Source organism: Bernardetia sp. MNP-M8 (assembly GCF_037126285.1).
In the GTDB taxonomy this organism is placed as follows: Bacteria; Bacteroidota; Bacteroidia; order Cytophagales; family Bernardetiaceae; genus Bernardetia.
The window spans coordinates 2,209,429-2,226,730 of sequence record NZ_CP147012.1 but is presented as its reverse complement, the minus strand read 5'-3'; the positions used below and the strand labels follow the sequence as shown (position 1 = coordinate 2,226,730).

The window sequence follows — 17,302 nt, the reverse complement described above, 5'->3', positions numbered from 1 at the left end:
AAAAGACAAGCAATATAGGTATCTAATGAAATAGCTAATATGTAGTCAATATACCACTTTTCTACAAAAAAATAAGGATATAAGAAGAATAAATATGAGTTTATAGAGAATAAAAGATATATTTAGCAAATCAGATATTCGTTTCTAAGAATAATACTTATATTATTTTCTATACTTCTTCTTCTAAACAAAAAAAAGGATACTACATAGAGAATCCTTTTTTTTGTTTAATAAAGAAGAAATTTGTTTGGGTAACCTACTCCTTCACATTCTCAATACGTGTTTTATATTTTTGATAGAGAACTTTTTGTTTGTTTGCCAAATCAATTTCTCGTCCTTCAATGAAAGCATGAATAACTTTGTTGGTAGTCATATCCAAAATATCGCCTTCCGAAACTACAATACTTGCATCTTTTCCTACTTCTAATGTTCCGACACGTTCATTAATTCCTAAAATAGAAGCTGCTTTGCTTGTGATAGCTGCCAAGGCTTGTTCTTTAGTCAGTCCGAAAGCAACTGCCATTCCTGCTGAAAAAGGAAGGTTTCTTGCACCCATTGTTTCCATATCACCAGCATAATTCAAACAATATTCTACACCTGCTTTTTGTAATAGATAAGGTAGTTTGAAAGGCGCATCAATATCATCATCAGTACGTTGAGGTAATTCTAAAGTACGTCCTACAATAACAGGAACTTTATTTTTTTTCAAAAACTCAGCTACTTGCCAAGAATCATATCCACCCACAACAACAACTTTCTGAACCCCCATTTCTTTTGCAAAGCTAACTCCTTCAATAATATCTTTTGCCCATTCGGCATGCAAATACAGACGCATTGTTCCATCAAAAAGACCTTTTACAGCTGCCAGTTTCAAATTTTTTGTAGTTGGATTTTCAATTTGATTGTAGGCTTTTGCTTCACTCAAAAGAGATTTTATTTTTGCTATTTCTGCATTTCGTTCTTCCTCCTTTGCTTTCTTAGGTTCAGCAGGAGCAGCCCACCAACCACCTTGTTGCATATAAGCAGGCATATAAATGTGTAAACCATCATCTATTTTAAGTGCAGCATCTTCCCAATTCCATGCATCAAGATTTACAATAGAAGAAAGTCCTGCTACTAACGCCCCACGAGGAGTTGCTTGTGCAATCAACACACCATTTGTTCTGACAGTTGTGGTAACATCAGATTCTGCATTGTATGCACTAATAGCTCTAATATTAGGATTCATATCCCCTACTTCAGCCTCATCTACTGAAGGACGAACTGCATCAATTTCTTTAAGCCCAAGTGTTGTATTTGCCAAAATAAGAGAAGGATAAATATGTTTTCCAGACAAATCAACAACCTTTGCACCTTCTTGAGAAACACTTGAAGATTCTCCTAACGCAGTAATTTTTCCATTCTCAAAACGAACAGAACCATTTTCGATAATGGTATTTCCATCGCCAATATGAAGTGTTGCATTTTTGAGTACAATGGGTTGATTTTGTTTTTGAGCTGGTAAAGGAGATTGAGAATAACTTTTGGGAGATATAAAAAAACAGGTAAAAAGTAAAAGAACAAAGATGAAAATGGGTATTTTTTTGAGTTGCATAGTTCTATATTTTAATAAAAAAGAGATGAGAGCAATTTTAATTCTTAATTTAATAGCTTTGAGCTACTCTGCAATATGCGAAATTATTTTTTTGAAAGAATGTTATAAATTGTGAAAAGACATAGAAATGAAATAAGTGAAATTTGAAATTGGAGAATACAGCAAGAATTTATTAATTTAGACAAACATAAATAAGTTCTTTTTGATTAAAGTAGTATAATTTTTTATCCAACACACCAATTCTAAATTTATTCATGAAAAAACCTTTTAACCTTCAAAAATGGATCGATGATAATCGTCATCTTTTAAAACCACCAGTTGGCAATCAGCAAGTATATTTGGATAATGAAGATTATATTGTAATGGTTGTTGGAGGACCAAATAGTCGAAAAGATTATCATTATAATGAAAGTGAAGAACTTTTTTATCAACTAGAGGGAAATATTGTTGTCAAGATTATCGAAGACGGAAAATTTGTTGATGTACCTATTGGTGCAGGCGAAATGTTTTTATTACCTGCTAAAATTCCTCACTCTCCACAGCGTACTGAAGGTTCTATTGGGCTTGTCATTGAGCGTTATAGAAGAGAAGGAGAAGAAGATGGCTTTATGTGGTATTGCGAAAACTGTGGAAACAAACTGTATGAAGAGCGTTTTGAACTAACTGATATTGTGGAACAATTGCCTAAAGTAATGCAAACTTTTTATAATTCAGAAGAATTACGAACCTGCAATAATTGCCAAGGAGTTATGCAACCTCCTCAAAAATCGAAATAAATTAAGAGTGTAACATAAATTCTAGAAATTAATTGGCTATATTTTATTTTTATATTCTCAAAAAACCCTTAAATAAAGAGTTATTTGGAAGTATTTCATAAAAAACACACGAAATACTTGAAAATAATTAAAAAATAATTGATACAAGTAGTAGTTTTATAAAAAATTTATTTGTATATTTGAAGCGAAGGAACAACTTAGATCCTTCATTTATTAGTTTTTTTCGTTAATTAGTTTTATGAATCTTTACGTATCAAATTTGCCTTATTCTATCTCAGAGGAAGAATTAGAGGCAGTATTTTCAGAGCTTGGTGTAGTTACATCAACAAAAATTATCACAGACCGTGAAACACATCGTTCAAGAGGTTTTGGTTTCGTTGAAATGGAATCAGAAGAAGATGGCGAAGCAGCTGTTGAAGAATTGAACGGTATCGAACTTAAAGGTCGTGAGATCCAAGTAAAAAAAGCCATTCCTAGAGAAAACAGAGGTGGCGGAAACTTCGGTGGTGGACGTCCATCACGTGATTACTAAACAAACAAATTGATTAGTTATCAATAGAAGTATTCGTACTGAATCTGTTTTTAATTGAATCAATATATGTTTAGCTCAGTGTAAAAAATTTTATTTTATACATTGACGACACAAAAAGCAACTTTCACAAGAGAGTTGCTTTTTTTTATGATTAAATTTTAATTGTGTAGAAATATTTCTCAGTCCTTTGAAAAAAGATAAAAAAAAGCCATAATTGAGTTTCTTACAAATTTTTCTCAATTATGGCAAAAGCAAAGTATGCTTCTAGTGGCAAAGTTACAAAATTAGTTACTGTTTTATCTTCTCATTTAACAGAGTTTCATTTTGCACGAGTTCAATTTATAGGTCTTTTTGTAATAGCTGTTATAAAAGTAGGCTTAGGAGGATTGATTCAAATTGCTACAGCTTTTGAACGGAATGTAGAGTGCAGCTCCTCTTTACGTCGTATTGAACGCTTTTTAAATCACTATAGCCTTGATTTTAAGGCAATTACTCGTTTAATTGTTTCTTTACAAGGTATTGATAAGTGGAAGGATATTGTTTTATGTCTTGACCGTTCCAATTGGAAAGTGGGGAAAAAAAATATAAATATTTTGTTACTTTCAGCAGCTTATAAGAATGTTTCAGTGCCTCTTATTTGGTCTGTTTTTCCAAAAAAAGGAAACTCTTCTACTGAAGAACGCATCGAATTAATAGAACGTTTTTTATCTATTTTTCCTAACCTATCTATTTCTTCTATTGTAGCAGATAGAGAGTTTGTAGGTCAAAAATGGTTTACTTATTTATCAGGAAAAAACTTTGATTTTGTAATGCGACTAAAGTCTAATTTTAAAGCGACTAGAAAAGGTAAAACAAAGTCAATTGCAGCATGGTGTAGAGGACTGGCTATTTCAGAAACGTATCATTTAGAGGGTGTTTTTATAGTCAATGGTGTAGAAGTATATTTATCTGTAAGTAGAACACAAAAAGGATATATTTATCTGGCTTCACCTGTTTTTTTAGAAAACGCTTTTGAAATTTATAAACAACGTTGGGAAATAGAGACGCTGTTTAAAGCACTAAAAACACAAGGTTTTAAGCTAGAAAATACAAAATTGACAGAACCAGAGAAAATAGCTAAATTACTTGCTCTTTGTTCTATTGCATTTGTTTGGTGTTACAAAGTAGGGGAGTGGAAACATAAAAAAATGAAAATAAGAGTCTGTTCAAATGGATATAATGAATACTCTTTTTTCCGATATGGATTACTAGAAATCAAAAAAATACTCAATAATCCAATGAGTAAAGAAACTAAATTCAATCAGAAAATTAAAGTTTTGTCAATGGAGTGAGGAAATATTTACACAATAATGAGCCTTTTTGAATTGCATTTTTGTATGTAAAGACAGAATTAATTCTATTTTTTACATCCAAATTTATAAAACTAACTCATTTTTATTATGCAATTCACTAAAAATAAAACTCAATCACAGTATCATTTTTTCATTCTCGTTCTTATTTTCTCAATCAGTTTTTCATTCTTATTTTCATCTTGTAAAAAAGATGATGAAGATGAAAATCCAAAAGAACAAGGAAGTTATTTTCCTCTAACAACAACTTCTACTTGGACATATCAAGATGAAGAAAACCAAACTTATATTCAAACTCTTACTAGCCAAACAAAAAGTGTGGGTGGTTTTACTTGGAATATGATTAGTGTAGAACCTAATAATATAGATGAAGAGTTATTAGTCCGTATTGACCCATCTACTCAAAAAGTGTATTATGGATATGATTTTACAGATGATGAAGGAGTACTTTTCGTAACTGCTATTGCAGATTTAGATGCCAAAGTAGGAGATACTTGGAGTGATACATTTGAAGATGATGGATTTACTTTAAACTACAAAATGACATTATTAGAAAAAGATGCTAAAAAGACTATTAACGGCAAAAGTTATGATAATGTAATGGTTGTTAAGCAAGATGAGAGTTTTACGCCTTTAGTTGATGGTATAACCACAGATAAATCGACGTGGTATTTTGCTAAAGGAATTGGTATTATTGCCATTGAATATGAAGATGGAGATTATTCTCGTTTGATAGATTATTCTATTAAATAATTTTCATTTTTTACTATCAAAAAAGCCTTTTCAAAATAAAATTGAAAAGGCTTTTCTATTTTTATTCAAATTCTATCAAAACAGCTCCTTTTTCTACGTTTTGACCTTTATTTACAGCAATACTTTTTATTTTTCCTTCTCCTGTTGCTTTCAAAACATTTTCCATTTTCATGGCTTCCAAAATCATTAGAGGAGTTCCTTTTTCGGTAGTTGCACCTTCTTCTATCAAAATATCCAAAACGAGTCCAGGCATAGGGGCTTTTAAGTCACTTACTTTTGTAGAAGCTGCATTTTCCATTCCTAAGCTCTCCAAAAGCAAATCCATTCTGTCTTTTGCTGTCAGCGTATGAATATTTCCATTGATACGGATTTCAAATTCTTTAGCTTCATAATCAGATTTCAATACTTCCACTCTATATGATATATTATTTCTCAAGATATGAAACTCTCTTTCAGAAATACGTTGAATATCTGCTTCTATTAAATTATCATTTAAGAAAAGAGATTCTGTTTTGGCAGAAGTATTTTTTTCTTTTCTAACTTGATATGTAGTTGATTTGGTTGTGATTTGCATATTATTTCAATTACGAATTAAAAATTAAAAATTACGAATATGAAATTAAGAAATAAGGATTTATTTTTAATAAAAAAGTAGCGTAATTCATAATTTTTAATTAGCTACGTTGATTATTTCATAATTCGTAATTAGATTTATTCTCCCTGCTCTTCCCAAACTTTAGGATTAGGATTATATTTTATACCTCCTAGAAAATACAAAACAATTACTCTTGAATATCTGAAATAAACAGGAACGAAAAACACAAAACTTCCTATAATAGCTGCAAAAAAGACCCATAAAGCAGGACGTTCATCTGTCAGCACATTAATAGCTACCATAAGTGTAATCATATGGGCTACGGTGAAGGCATAACTCACATACATAGCACTCCAAAAAAAGCCTAATATTCGTTCATACTTAAGGTTACAAACAGGACAATTTGTGTGTGTTTTAGCAAAGTTTAGACTAAAAGCAGAATTTTCAAAAATTTCTCCTTTTCTACATCTAGGACATTTACATTGAAGGATTGCTTGAGATTTTGAGAGTTCGTTTTCCATTGCGTTCGTTTTTTTGTTTGTTGCGATACCAGAAAAAAGCGACTGTTCCGATAAGCAGATAAGGCATACAAAGCAAATACAAGATACCTGAATTAAGGCGTGTACTGGCTTCTCCTGCCCCGTTATTATAATTGGTTTCTACAGTAGCTCGGCACATAGCACATTGCGCTTCTGCATCTGTTATTCCAAATGTAAAAGTAAATATCATTAAAACGAAAAATAAAAAAAGAAGTTTTGAAATAATGCTTGAAAACATGTTTTTATTTATCTTTTTCATAATTTTTATTTATTTTATTTTCTAATCAAATTAATTTATCTAATAACAGACTGATATACACAAAGTTCGGTATTTTTATAGATTTATTCTATGATAGAAATCATAATGTTCTAAAAACCTCCATGTTCTCTTAGTTCTTTTTCTGTATCTCTCAGACTCTTTACCACCAAGACAGTAAATAAAGCATCAAGAACATCTATTATATTCAAAAACACATCTCCAAACGTAGGTATAACAGTAGTAAAATTTTCAAGTTCTCCTCTCATTTCCATTTTAAAAGAAAAATAATAGCCAATAAAACTCATTAACCAAAAGAACCACCACCAACCATGTATTCCTCCTTTTAAATAATGTTTTATTCCATTTCCTTCTGCTGTAAGTTTCATCTTTTGCCATATCTCTGTCATTATGTTGTAGGGATAATATAACCCTTTGAAAGGAAGAAAAAAACCTCCTACTGCCCAACCATCTGTATGTTTGGTTTCATAACCTATAATTTGAATATTTTTATACGCTCTTCTAAACCACATTAAAAACAAAATAAAAGCTACAACAAATACTAATAAATTAAAACCCAGTATAATATCTTTAATAAATAGTACCGAATCGGCATTTGAAGGACTACTAATAGAATAAACATTTATTATTAATACAATAATACTTAAAATAAAAATAAAACTATATGCATAAATGGTATAATTTGCTCTATCAATGTTATTACGCATTGACTCTTCTTTTTTGTTGCCAAAATCATTATTATCAAGGATTTGAGTTTCCATTTTATTATTAAGGATTAGGAGCTAAAAATTAAGAAATAAACTAATGACCAATAACTGACTCTACAAACTCTTTAACAGCCTTTCCACTTTCCAAATGACGAATAAAAGCAGAGCCTATAATTGCGCCATTCGCATAAGAAGTAGCTTGCTCAAAAGATTTTTTATCCGAAATACCAAAACCAATTTGTGTTGGATTTTTGAGTTGTAACGACTTTATTTTTTTGAAATAATCACTTTGTTTTTCTGATACTTCTGCACTTTTTTCAGTTGTATTTCCTGTTGTGCTGTTTGAAGAAACCATATAGACAAAACCATTGCTTAGTTCATCAATTTTTTTGATACGTTCTTCTGAAGTTTGAGGAGTGATAAGGAAAATAGTGTGCAGACCATATTTTTCAAAAACAGCTTTATATGTCAATTCATATTCAAATAATGGTAAATCTGGCAAAATAAGTCCATCAATTCCTATTTCTTGACATTTCTTACAAAACTCTTCTATTCCAAACTGTAAAACAGGATTCAAATATCCCATCAAGACAATAGGAGTTTCTTTTATTTTGCCGTTCTCATTTCTGATTCCTTCTAACTGTTCGAACATCTTTTTGATGCTCATTCCATTATCTAAAGCTATTTTATTACTGTACTGGATAGTTTCTCCATCTGCAATTGGATCAGAAAAAGGCATTCCAATTTCTATCAAATCTGTTCCTGCATCAGAAAGTTCTACCAAAATACGACGAGTATCTTCTAGTTTTGGAAAACCTGCTGTAAAATAAATAGTCAGAACTCCGTTTGTTTTTTTTTGGAAGAGAGAATCTATACGGTTTGTTGTAGTAGTGGTTATATCAGTTTTTAACATTAAAGTAAAAAGTATATGAATTAAGAAATTGTATTTAATAAATTTTTGAACTGATTGATAAATAGTGTCAAATCTTCACTTGTTTTTGAATCAGTAATTTTTCCTTGCTCATTGATTTTCCCTTTTATTCCTTCAATTAATAAAACAGTATCATCTGTAAATTTTGCCATTACTGTCTTCATAATTAATTGTAATTCTTCATGTGCTTTTTGTCCACTTGCAGAAGCTGTGATTAGTCCAGTAGGCTTATTTGAAAAAACTGTAGTTGAAACACACCATTCAATGGCATTTTTTAACCCACTTGGAATACTAAAAATATATTCAGGAGTACAAATTACTATTGCATCTGCATTTTGTATCTTTTCTCTAAACTCTACTATTTCTTTTGGAGAATTTTGAGAAGAAAGTAGTGGATCAAAATGTGGAAGTAACTTTAATTCATTATAAACAAGACAATCTAAGTCATCTTTTGTACTATTGACAAAATTTTCAATTAATTTTTGATTGGTAGAATTATCGCTTGCACTTCCTATAATTATAAATACTTTTTTCTTTTTTTTCATAATTATTTTTTCATTTGAAAGATAAAATACAAACCCTAAAAATCTTCAAAATTGTTTTGATAACTTTTTCAAAAATTCTTAGGGTTTTAGCATAATTATAAATCTATAAAAAATTAGAATGGCAAATCATCATCTCCCATTGATGAAGAAGTATCTTCGGTTGGAGGTGGAATATCGCCAGCAAAAGGATTATCATTACTACCTGTATCTTGGTTCATATCATTCATCATTGGATCAGAATGATCAATTGAACGAGCAGCCAAACTATTAAACCAACGAGGTTCGTCTTGAGGCGAACGTTGCCATTTTTTGCCCCGTACCCAACTACTTACTTTTACTTTTTCTCCTTCTTTAAATTTGTCTAATCTATCACAATCATCTTGTGTAAATTGAAAAATAATTTCTTGTGGGTAGTTTCCCTCTTCTATATTGAGTACAAATTCTCTTAATTGAAAGCGTTCGGATTTTACGCTAGTAGGAAATATTTTTATGAGTGTTCCTTCTGTTTCGAATGATGGCATTTTTTATATATTTTATGTCATTGGTGGAAACACCAACAACGGCTAGAGTTTTATTTTTTCAAGTAACCGTCGTTGAGACTCAAATGCAGCCGTCAACGAGATTTTAATTTTTAGAATTGTCTTAAAAAACGCATTTCATTTTCGAAGAGCATTCTAATATCTGGAATATCATAACGCAAAAGGGCAATTCTTTCAATTCCCATTCCGAAAGCAAAACCATTATATTTTTTAGAATCAATATTTACATTTTCTAAAACGTTGGGATGAACCATTCCACAACCCAAAATTTCTAACCAGCCTGTTCCTTTTGTAAGTCGATAATCTGATTCTGTTTTTGTTCCTAAATAAACATCAACTTCTGCACTTGGTTCAGTAAATGGAAAATAAGAAGGACGAACACGAATTTTGGCATGTTGTCCAAAAAATTCTTTTGCAAAATAAAGAAGTGTTTGCTTCAATTGTGCAAAACTAACGCCTTCATTGACATACAAACCTTCAATCTGATGAAACATACAATGCGAACGAGAAGAAATAGTTTCATTACGAAAAACTCGCCCAACCGATAAAGTTCGGATAGGTGGTGCTTGGTTTTTCATGACACGTACTTGTACTGGCGAAGTATGTGTTCTGAGCAAAATATCAGGGTCTTTTTCAATGAAAAAAGTATCTTGCATTTCTCTAGCAGGATGATTTTCAGGGAAATTAAGAGCTGTAAAGTTGTACCAATCCAATTCTATTTCGGGTCCTTCAGAAAGATTAAAACCAATTCTTTCAAAAATCTGAATAATCTCATCACGAACTTGTGAAACTGGGTGCAAACTTCCCAAAGGCTCGTAAGCAGAAGGCAAGGTAATATCTAAATCTGTGCCTGTGTTGGCATCTTGTGCATCTTCAATTTCCTGTTTTTTGGTACGGAATTTTGATTCGGCAGCTTGTTTTAAGACATTTATTTTTTGTCCTAAAGTACGTTTTTCTTCAGCAGGAACAGTCTTAAATTCATCAAAAAGCGAAGAAAGTTTACTGTTTCGACTAATAAAATCTAAACGAAAGGTTTCTAACTGCTCTACACTTTGAATTTCAAAATTTTCTACTTCCGAAAGTAGTGAATTTACTTTTTCTTGTAACATAAAAATTTTATCAATGATCGATGATGAATGAAGACTATTTTTTCAACTAAAATTAGGTTGCAATTTCGTTAAAAAAGTGGTTTTGTGCAAATATTGGAATTTGGAAGTTCATTAATTATAAACCTTCTAAACCAATTCCATTTCATTTTTTGGCTTCTTCGAATTTGATTTTTTAGAAACAGTTACTTTTCTTGCTTCTGTATATCTTCTCCACATTGCCACCAAAATACCTAAAGTCATTACATTTACACCCAGCCAAAGCAAACTAATATAAGGTTTTTCTAAGGCTTTCATGATTATCCAATCCCTTTGAGTGGTTCGGATTTTAAAGGTAAATTCTTCTGTTTTTGGATTGATGTTCATCATTGTAAATTCTACACCTGCTGATTCTACAATTTCGGGAACACCCCGCACTTCATTTCCTTTTATCTGAAAAACAGGTTTTACAGTATAGGTTTCTTCTTTGTCCAAAATCCTGATTTCGGCATACACCATATAATCTTCATCAGCTAAAGGTTTTCCACGATGCACTCCATCCAAAACTGCCACAAAATCATTTACGATGAATGTATCCATAGGAGATAAAGTTTTCATTTCAGCTTCTGCCCATGTTCTTTGTTCAGCTGGATCTGGAAGACTACTAAGGTGCGTATAAAGGTCACTTTTAATGCCTTGCGAAATATCTGGACTTACCACAAAACCCATTTGAGGATTCTGCTGAACACGAGGAAAAAGTGTAAAAGTTTCTTGTGTAAGCGTATCTACATAATCAATTTTGTAATACGTATTTTCTTCAAAAATTCGGAGTGTGTCTCCTAATTTTACTTCTACTTTATCATTATGCAACAAATCTTTTTTAGCTACTACTTTATGGGAATAGGCTGTTGCTTTTACATCTTCTTTATTTACGTACTCTGAAAAATCTGGAGAATCCCAATATTGACCTTTGTAGGTAATAGTATATTTATTCATTTTGGTAGGTTCACTACGGAAAAGTAAAACATTTTCTCGGTTTACCTCATCAGAAAATTCTTTATTGTATAAAAGTCCTGACATGTTCATAGATACAATTTCATCATATCCCGAAGAAGACAAAATACCAAAAAACATAAGTGCAACACCAATATGCGCCAATGCACCACCTGCTAATTTTGGATTCAGTTTTATTGTTCTTGCAATAGAAATTCCATTACTGACAAGCGCATAGACCGAAGTCAGAACCAAAATCATATAAGAAGCATCTTTTATTTGAGCGATTGCAATAATTAGTGTCGTTCCAATGGCAGTCAGAATAAGAGGAATAACAAAATTATCTTTGATATTTGATTTTTCAATTCTTTTCCACCAAAATACTTGTGCTGTTGCAGAAAGAAAAGCAATTCCGACACTAAACCAAAGTTGCCATTTTGTATAAAAACTTTCTGGGTCAGCTGGAGGAGCAACATTTGAATCTATTCCTAAATTATCCAAAATAGCATTATAAACAGGAATTGAAGTTGGAACTAAAACTTGTAAAGCCGAAAGTCCTAAAACCACTACACCAAGAGTAACCCAAAATTCGCCTGAATAAAAGCTAGATTCTGCTTTTGACTTTGGAAAATTATTCCAATTCATAAAGAATAAAACACTAGCTCCCAAAACAAAGAATAAAAGATAAATCAGAAGTTGTCCTGAAAGTCCTAAATCAGTAAATGAGTGAACCGAACTATCTCCCAAAATTCCACTACGAGTAAGAAAAGTAGAATATAAAATCAGAAGAAAAGTTGAAAGCATCAATATAGCAGAAAGTTTTGCCATCGAAGGGCGTTTTTGCTGCATCGTCATGGCATGTATTCCTGCAATCAGCACCAGCCAAGGAATGAAAACAGCATTTTCTACTGGATCCCAGTTCCAATATCCACCAAAATTAAGTGTTTCATACGCCCAATAAGCCCCCATTATAATACCTACTCCCAAAACAGCAGCAGCTAATAATGCCCATGCAAAAGTTGGTTTAAGCCATTTAGTTGTTTCTTTTTTCCATAAACCAGCAATTACAAAAGCAAAAGGAACAAGACAAAGTGCAAAACCTAAAAATAAGGTAGGCGGATGAATAACCATCCAATAGTTTTGCAAAAGTGGGTTTAGACCCGTTCCATCAACAGGAATATAGTCAGGTTGAGACTGAAAAATAGGGGCATCCATTGCATCACGCAATAAAATAAAAGGAGAACTACCTATTTTAAGATTAGCTAAAGGAACAATTACACCCAAAACCATAGAAGCCAAAAATGCCTGTACAGTTGCAAAAACCATCATTACAGGAGCTTCCCACGTATTTTCTTTTTTATGTTTGACAAAAATGGAACGCAAAATAATTATACTGCCAATACAGACATGCCAAAAAATCCAAAGCAGGAAACTTCCTTCTTGTCCTTCCCAAAAACAAGAAATCATATAATAATAGGGCAAATTATTCGATGAATGACTCCACGCATAATGGTATTCGTATTGATGATTGTAGATAATCGAAAAAAGAACGACTACCACACCAATTACAGAAAAAGCATGAACTCCAAAAGCAGCACGAGCCATTTTTTTCCAAGACTGTATTTCTTGTATTTTTTTAGGAGAAGTTAAATCTGTGTTTTGACTTGCAAAATAATAGGCAATCGCAGCCACAATGGAAGTAACAAAGGAAATGATGACAAATAAATGTCCTATCTGACCAATTAGTAAGTTCATAGAGGAACAAAATCTATAATTTTATACTTTATCCGAAAGCTAAAGCAGTCGGAGCTTTGCTACTCACTCTAAAGAGTGAGCTACATTCAAATAAGTTGTAGATAAAATTTGTTGGTTAAAAATCTATAAATCAACAAATTATAGTTCTGCCACTTAATTTTGTGCAAAGGTACGACCTAAAACATTCATTATCAATACAAACAGAAAGTAAGGGTTTGTAGAAAGTGTTCTTTTCACTTATTTTAAGTTGTAGTATTCGTTTTCCCTCTAATTTTCAATCAAATCTAGTCCTTTTTGAAGTACTTCATCTTTTTGTGTAGTAGTTTGTCTTATATAATGTTTTGGAATATATTTTTCTCTTGGAGTGCCATTTACATGAAGCAATTTTGCTGTTGACAATCTATATCCAAAACTTTGATTTTCGAAAGGATAATAATACATTTCTCCTGCCAAACGTTCCATTTCTGAGCCTACAATTTTTCCTCGTTTCATAGCATCAAAGCCAATACTTACTCCTTCGCCCATACTCCCTGTCCATCTACCAACCAAAATTACTAAAGGCTTTTTATACTGTTCTGCTCTAGGATTTACATATTCTATCCATTTTCTATCCACTTTCGGATTATTATCATATTTTTCTTCTACTGTATGAACTTGATAAGGCAAAGATTCATTAATAAACCGTCCCATAATTGCACGAGCTACATACGAATTGCCTCCATCTACTGTGTTTCTCAAATCAATTATTAATCCTTCTGTATTCATCAAACTATTCAATACACTATCAAATTTGGCAATAAGATTATTAGCACCCAGCGAATTATGTATTTCTATAATTCCAATATTATTTACTTTTTTACTACTTATCAACTCGTTGTGTTGTTTCAATTTGAGCTTATCTAAATCAAGTTCTATTACAGCATTATTTTTTGTTTTTAGAGTAAGTATTCTAGGCTTATCATATTGTCCAGCTAATAGTTTATTAAGTATCCATTCTCTTACTTGAGGCAAGTTTTTATTTTGACAATGTGTAGGAAATCTTTCGATATTTTCTTGTATACTTCTACCATTAATTTTCAGTATTTCATACCCAATAATATTACTTTCTAAGTTTTCTAATTCAGTTTGCCATACATTTGTAATAACTGCTTTTTCTTTTTCGAAAATAGCATAAATAGGTGAATATAATCGAAAAGAAGAGTTAGTATTGGTATTCAGAATAAGATGACTATCATAAAACTCGTTCAAAAGATTTTCGAACAATAAAACTATATCTGTTTTGTTTTTACTACTATCAATCTGCTTATTATAAAATCTCTTGACACACTCTAAATCTATATTTTTATCGTTTAAGTAAACATAATCAGTAGAAATATCACCTATAATTTGTTGTAAGTCTTTTCTTGCTTTTTCTTTATCTACTTGAGCTTGGGCAAAACTAGAAAATGAGAGTGTAAAAAGATAAATGATAGTAATTATAATTTTCATATTTTATTTTATTTTATTTTATTTTATTTTATTTTATTTTATTTTATTTTATTTTATTTTATTTTATTTTATTTTATTTTATTTTATTTTATTTTATTTTATTTTATTTTATTTTATTTTATTTTATTTTTAAAATTAGCAAGTTAAGTAACAAGAATTAAATAAGATATACATTTAGAACTGTTCTTTGTGTGTGCTTTCAGTTCCTTAGAACTGAATGAAATTCTTCAGCATTTTATTCGTTTGCTCACAAAATAACTTGTAGAGTTTATTTACTTTTCATTCCTAATGTTTATTTTTTATTCTCTAATTCTTCTACTTTTTTCTGACAAGTTACCAGTTTTTGTTCTATTTCTTCTTTTTGTTTGGCAAGTGTTTCTATACTTTCGTTCATAGCCTCCATACTCATTGCCATCATCTCTTCTTGTGAATTCATTTGTTCGATATACTGCTCTTGTTCTTTATGTGCCTCTGCTAGTAATTCCTCTCTTTTCTCTACTTCTTGTTGTGCTTCTTGCATTTGTTCCATAGCTTGTTGCATAATATCTTCTTGCATACGCATCTGTTCTACTGCTTCTGCTTGTTCAGTTAGAGTTTCTTCTAAGCGAATTGCTTGTAGTTTTTGTTCCGTAATATCGGTTGCAATATGAATGACACGTTCCAAATTTTTGTAGTCATCCATAACTGGATAATAAGTAGCCCTGAGCCAAAATGAAGATTTATCTTTTGCTTGACGTTCAAATTCTCCTTCTACTACAATTCCTTGTGTTAGGTTTTCCCAAAGCTGCATGTATTTATTAGATGTTTCATAGCCATCTTTCAATAAAATAGTATGAGGTTGTCCCTGTATTTCTTCTTTTGAGTATTGAGATATTTTTAAATAAAGTCCATTTATATCTGTAATTATACCTCTTGGATTTAGCTCTATCATAGCAGCAGCCTGATTGATAGCATTGAGTTGGTTTTCTAACTCTCTACTTTTTCTTTCTACCATTTCTTGTGTTGCTTGTAGCTCTTCGACATTTTGGCGCATTTCTTCTTCTTGCGCTCGCATCTGTTCAGTCATTTCTTGTGATTCTTTCAAAAGAAGTTGAGTACGTTGATTAACTCTTACTGAAGAAAGTGTAGAAGCAAAACTTTCAACAATTTTTTCAACAAACTCTATACGATACGATTCTGGAGGATTAAAAAAGGCTAATTCTACTACTCCATATAATTTTTGATTATAAATTAGAGGAGCAAGCAAAATAGAAGATGGGTTTGTATTTCCGAGTCCAGAAGTGATATGAATATAATCATCAGGAACATACGACAAAAATACCGTTTCGCCTTCTTGCCATGCTTGTCCTGTAAGCCCTTCCCCTTTTCGGATTTTTTTCTCTAAGTATTTAGGTTTATCCCATGCATAAGCAGCAGCCAAATACATAAATTCGCCTTCTGAATCAGGAGTTTCAGAAATTACAAAAACACCTCCCTGATTGGCTTCGGTATATTTCACTAAACGCTGAACAATAGCAGCAGCAAATTCTTCTGTATCATCATAGTTAGCACGTAGAATATCTCCAAACTGAGCAATTCCTTCTGTTATCCAAGCTCTTCGACGATCTTCTTCAGCCACTTTTGCTAAACTATTACGCATATCTAAGAGCGAATTTCCAAGAATATCATTTTCACCCAAAACATCAAAAGCACTATTATATTTTCCATTTCCTATCTTACGAGCAAATTCAGAGGTATTTTTCAGACTTTTGATAAGTTCTTGTAAAGAGCGTGTCATTTGTCCAATTTCGTGATTACCTATTCGTAATCCAAAATCCGAATTAGGAATAGAACCTTTTGCAAGTTGTCCTAGTATTTGATTCAATTTTTGAATAGGTTTTGACACAATTCGTAGAGAAACAATACTTGCAATTGTACCAATAGTGAGTGTAGTCAATCCTAGAACAAGAATAATTCTATATAGCCAATTTAGTGATCGTTCGACGGAATCTCCATCAGCTTGTTTTTCTTTTAGTTTACTAGTTTCTAAGTCTTCTAAATTCTTTATAAGCGTATTGCTATTGGGAATAATCATTTCATTGACTAGACGAATTGCTTTTTCTCTTTTTGTTCCATCATTATAATCCTCCGAACGATTAAGTGTATTCATTACTTCTTGCTCTGTTTGAAGAATATCATCAAAAGCAATAATAATAGAGTCTACACGATATACATTTTCTCTGTTTTGCCAGTCTCTTTTAAGTCGGCTTATTCTATCTTTAACCTCAGGAAACTGCTCATTATGTAGCAAAATCAAGTCTTCTTTATCATCAATATTATCAGGCAGATGAATCCAATTGGTAATATACATCTTTGAGCGTGTTACAAGCAAAAGCAAATCATTAATAGCCTCTACCGAAGGAGTAATTACGGAAAAGGATTGATGAAGCATACTTTGGCTACGGGTAAGCATAACCAAACTTAGTGAAGAACTAAGTAAAGCAACAATAACAATGATAAGATTACCAGCCAAGACACGCTTGCCAATAGTATTGAGTTTCCACATAAACACTTAGATAGTGATTAGTTTTTAGTGATTAATGATTACTATGAAATTATAATTTGTAATCTGTAGTTTAATAATTGACCTAACTGAATGGGAAAGATAACCAAAAAGCTACTTAATAAAAAAGATTAAAAAAGATTTTCGATAGGAATTTAGACAGGTTATCTTAAAAGGGTAATACAATTTAGATAAAAAATTAGGTTTGTCCAATTTTTTCTAAAAATAACAGGCATCAAAAAACCCTTTCAGAAAAATTTCTGAAAGGGTTTTGAATGAAGTTTATTGATTTATACAATCGG

Annotated in this window: 16 protein-coding genes; 4 read left to right on the top strand and 12 right to left on the bottom strand. The window is 31.4% G+C overall.

The annotated features are described in order from the left end of the window. Nucleotides 1-256 precede the first annotated feature (256 nt). On the bottom strand, nucleotides 257-1,594 hold the full coding sequence (locus V9L04_RS09225) for an amidohydrolase family protein (RefSeq protein WP_338793803.1): 1,338 nt from the start codon (nucleotides 1,592-1,594) through the stop codon (nucleotides 257-259). Nucleotides 1,595-1,848: 254 nt separating this feature from the next. On the opposite strand from V9L04_RS09225, the gene V9L04_RS09220 reads away from it, so the two are divergent. The 4 genes from V9L04_RS09220 to V9L04_RS09205 all read left to right on the top strand — a co-directional run bounded on the left by V9L04_RS09220 (nucleotide 1,849) and on the right by V9L04_RS09205 (nucleotide 5,004). After that, complete coding sequence (locus V9L04_RS09220) at nucleotides 1,849-2,370, top strand: 3-hydroxyanthranilate 3,4-dioxygenase (RefSeq protein ID WP_338793802.1); 522 nt, start codon at nucleotides 1,849-1,851, stop codon at nucleotides 2,368-2,370. A 238-nt stretch (nucleotides 2,371-2,608) separates the two neighbouring features. Next, nucleotides 2,609-2,902 carry an RNA-binding protein gene (locus V9L04_RS09215; RefSeq protein WP_338793801.1) on the top strand — a complete coding sequence of 98 codons (294 nt, stop codon included), beginning with the start codon at nucleotides 2,609-2,611 and terminating at the stop codon, nucleotides 2,900-2,902. A gap of 242 nt (nucleotides 2,903-3,144) precedes the next feature. Beyond that, nucleotides 3,145-4,233: an IS4 family transposase gene (locus tag V9L04_RS09210; RefSeq protein ID WP_338793800.1), complete on the top strand. Its 1,089-nt coding sequence runs from the start codon at nucleotides 3,145-3,147 to the stop codon at nucleotides 4,231-4,233. Nucleotides 4,234-4,341: 108 nt separating this feature from the next. Beyond that, nucleotides 4,342-5,004 carry a hypothetical protein gene (locus V9L04_RS09205; protein ID WP_338793799.1) on the top strand — a complete coding sequence of 221 codons (663 nt, stop codon included), beginning with the start codon at nucleotides 4,342-4,344 and terminating at the stop codon, nucleotides 5,002-5,004. 61 nt (nucleotides 5,005-5,065) lie between these two features. Here the strand turns inward: V9L04_RS09205 and V9L04_RS09200 are convergent, their stop codons facing one another. From V9L04_RS09200 to V9L04_RS09150, 11 genes are all read right to left on the bottom strand, one after another. After that, a complete protein-coding gene (locus tag V9L04_RS09200) occupies nucleotides 5,066-5,578 on the bottom strand; it encodes an acetyl-CoA carboxylase biotin carboxyl carrier protein subunit (RefSeq protein ID WP_338793798.1) in 513 nt (170 codons plus the stop codon). A 137-nt stretch (nucleotides 5,579-5,715) separates the two neighbouring features. Beyond that, nucleotides 5,716-6,120, bottom strand: coding sequence for a DUF983 domain-containing protein (locus V9L04_RS09195; protein ID WP_338793797.1), 405 nt, complete (start codon nucleotides 6,118-6,120; stop codon nucleotides 5,716-5,718). Then, complete coding sequence (locus V9L04_RS09190) at nucleotides 6,077-6,397, bottom strand: hypothetical protein (protein ID WP_338793796.1); 321 nt, start codon at nucleotides 6,395-6,397, stop codon at nucleotides 6,077-6,079. Before V9L04_RS09190 ends, V9L04_RS09195 begins: the two co-directional genes overlap by 44 nt. A 110-nt stretch (nucleotides 6,398-6,507) precedes the next feature. Beyond that, nucleotides 6,508-7,176 (bottom strand): DUF4328 domain-containing protein, encoded by a 669-nt coding sequence (locus V9L04_RS09185; RefSeq protein ID WP_338793795.1) that lies wholly within the window; start codon nucleotides 7,174-7,176, stop codon nucleotides 6,508-6,510. A 40-nt stretch (nucleotides 7,177-7,216) separates the two neighbouring features. After that, entirely contained in the window at nucleotides 7,217-8,035 is an 819-nt protein-coding gene (gene trpA, locus V9L04_RS09180; RefSeq protein WP_338793794.1) for a tryptophan synthase subunit alpha, read from the bottom strand. A gap of 20 nt (nucleotides 8,036-8,055) precedes the next feature. Next, complete coding sequence (locus V9L04_RS09175) at nucleotides 8,056-8,598, bottom strand: NADPH-dependent FMN reductase (protein ID WP_338793793.1); 543 nt, start codon at nucleotides 8,596-8,598, stop codon at nucleotides 8,056-8,058. A 113-nt stretch (nucleotides 8,599-8,711) separates the two neighbouring features. Next, on the bottom strand, nucleotides 8,712-9,119 hold the full coding sequence (locus V9L04_RS09170) for a DUF3127 domain-containing protein (RefSeq protein ID WP_338793792.1): 408 nt from the start codon (nucleotides 9,117-9,119) through the stop codon (nucleotides 8,712-8,714). Between the two features lie 110 nt (nucleotides 9,120-9,229). After that, nucleotides 9,230-10,246 carry a phenylalanine--tRNA ligase subunit alpha gene (gene pheS, locus V9L04_RS09165; RefSeq protein WP_338793791.1) on the bottom strand — a complete coding sequence of 339 codons (1,017 nt, stop codon included), beginning with the start codon at nucleotides 10,244-10,246 and terminating at the stop codon, nucleotides 9,230-9,232. Nucleotides 10,247-10,372: 126 nt separating this feature from the next. Then, on the bottom strand, nucleotides 10,373-12,970 hold the full coding sequence (ccsA, locus tag V9L04_RS09160) for a cytochrome c biogenesis protein CcsA (protein ID WP_338793790.1): 2,598 nt from the start codon (nucleotides 12,968-12,970) through the stop codon (nucleotides 10,373-10,375). Between the two features lie 267 nt (nucleotides 12,971-13,237). After that, entirely contained in the window at nucleotides 13,238-14,458 is a 1,221-nt protein-coding gene (locus V9L04_RS09155; protein WP_338793789.1) for a S41 family peptidase, read from the bottom strand. A gap of 292 nt (nucleotides 14,459-14,750) precedes the next feature. Next, nucleotides 14,751-17,003, bottom strand: coding sequence for a GAF domain-containing protein (locus V9L04_RS09150; protein ID WP_338793788.1), 2,253 nt, complete (start codon nucleotides 17,001-17,003; stop codon nucleotides 14,751-14,753). Nucleotides 17,004-17,302: the final 299 nt, after the last annotated feature.

Excerpts from the sequence above, each read along its gene's own strand:
- ccsA (WP_338793790.1), bottom strand. The coding sequence starts at position 12,970 with ATGAACTTACTAATTGGTCAGATAGGACATTTATTTGTCATCATTTCC.
- pheS (WP_338793791.1), bottom strand. The coding sequence starts at position 10,246 with ATGTTACAAGAAAAAGTAAATTCACTACTTTCGGAAGTAGAAAATTTT.
- V9L04_RS09225 (WP_338793803.1), bottom strand. The coding sequence starts at position 1,594 with ATGCAACTCAAAAAAATACCCATTTTCATCTTTGTTCTTTTACTTTTT.
- V9L04_RS09170 (WP_338793792.1), bottom strand. The coding sequence starts at position 9,119 with ATGCCATCATTCGAAACAGAAGGAACACTCATAAAAATATTTCCTACT.
- V9L04_RS09155 (WP_338793789.1), bottom strand. The coding sequence starts at position 14,458 with ATGAAAATTATAATTACTATCATTTATCTTTTTACACTCTCATTTTCT.
- V9L04_RS09150 (WP_338793788.1), bottom strand. The coding sequence starts at position 17,003 with ATGTGGAAACTCAATACTATTGGCAAGCGTGTCTTGGCTGGTAATCTT.
- V9L04_RS09215 (WP_338793801.1), top strand. The coding sequence starts at position 2,609 with ATGAATCTTTACGTATCAAATTTGCCTTATTCTATCTCAGAGGAAGAA.
- V9L04_RS09190 (WP_338793796.1), bottom strand. The coding sequence starts at position 6,397 with ATGAAAAAGATAAATAAAAACATGTTTTCAAGCATTATTTCAAAACTT.
- V9L04_RS09195 (WP_338793797.1), bottom strand. The coding sequence starts at position 6,120 with ATGGAAAACGAACTCTCAAAATCTCAAGCAATCCTTCAATGTAAATGT.
- V9L04_RS09175 (WP_338793793.1), bottom strand. The coding sequence starts at position 8,598 with ATGAAAAAAAAGAAAAAAGTATTTATAATTATAGGAAGTGCAAGCGAT.
- V9L04_RS09210 (WP_338793800.1), top strand. The coding sequence starts at position 3,145 with ATGGCAAAAGCAAAGTATGCTTCTAGTGGCAAAGTTACAAAATTAGTT.
- V9L04_RS09200 (WP_338793798.1), bottom strand. The coding sequence starts at position 5,578 with ATGCAAATCACAACCAAATCAACTACATATCAAGTTAGAAAAGAAAAA.
- V9L04_RS09185 (WP_338793795.1), bottom strand. The coding sequence starts at position 7,176 with ATGGAAACTCAAATCCTTGATAATAATGATTTTGGCAACAAAAAAGAA.
- trpA (WP_338793794.1), bottom strand. The coding sequence starts at position 8,035 with ATGTTAAAAACTGATATAACCACTACTACAACAAACCGTATAGATTCT.
- V9L04_RS09220 (WP_338793802.1), top strand. The coding sequence starts at position 1,849 with ATGAAAAAACCTTTTAACCTTCAAAAATGGATCGATGATAATCGTCAT.
- V9L04_RS09205 (WP_338793799.1), top strand. The coding sequence starts at position 4,342 with ATGCAATTCACTAAAAATAAAACTCAATCACAGTATCATTTTTTCATT.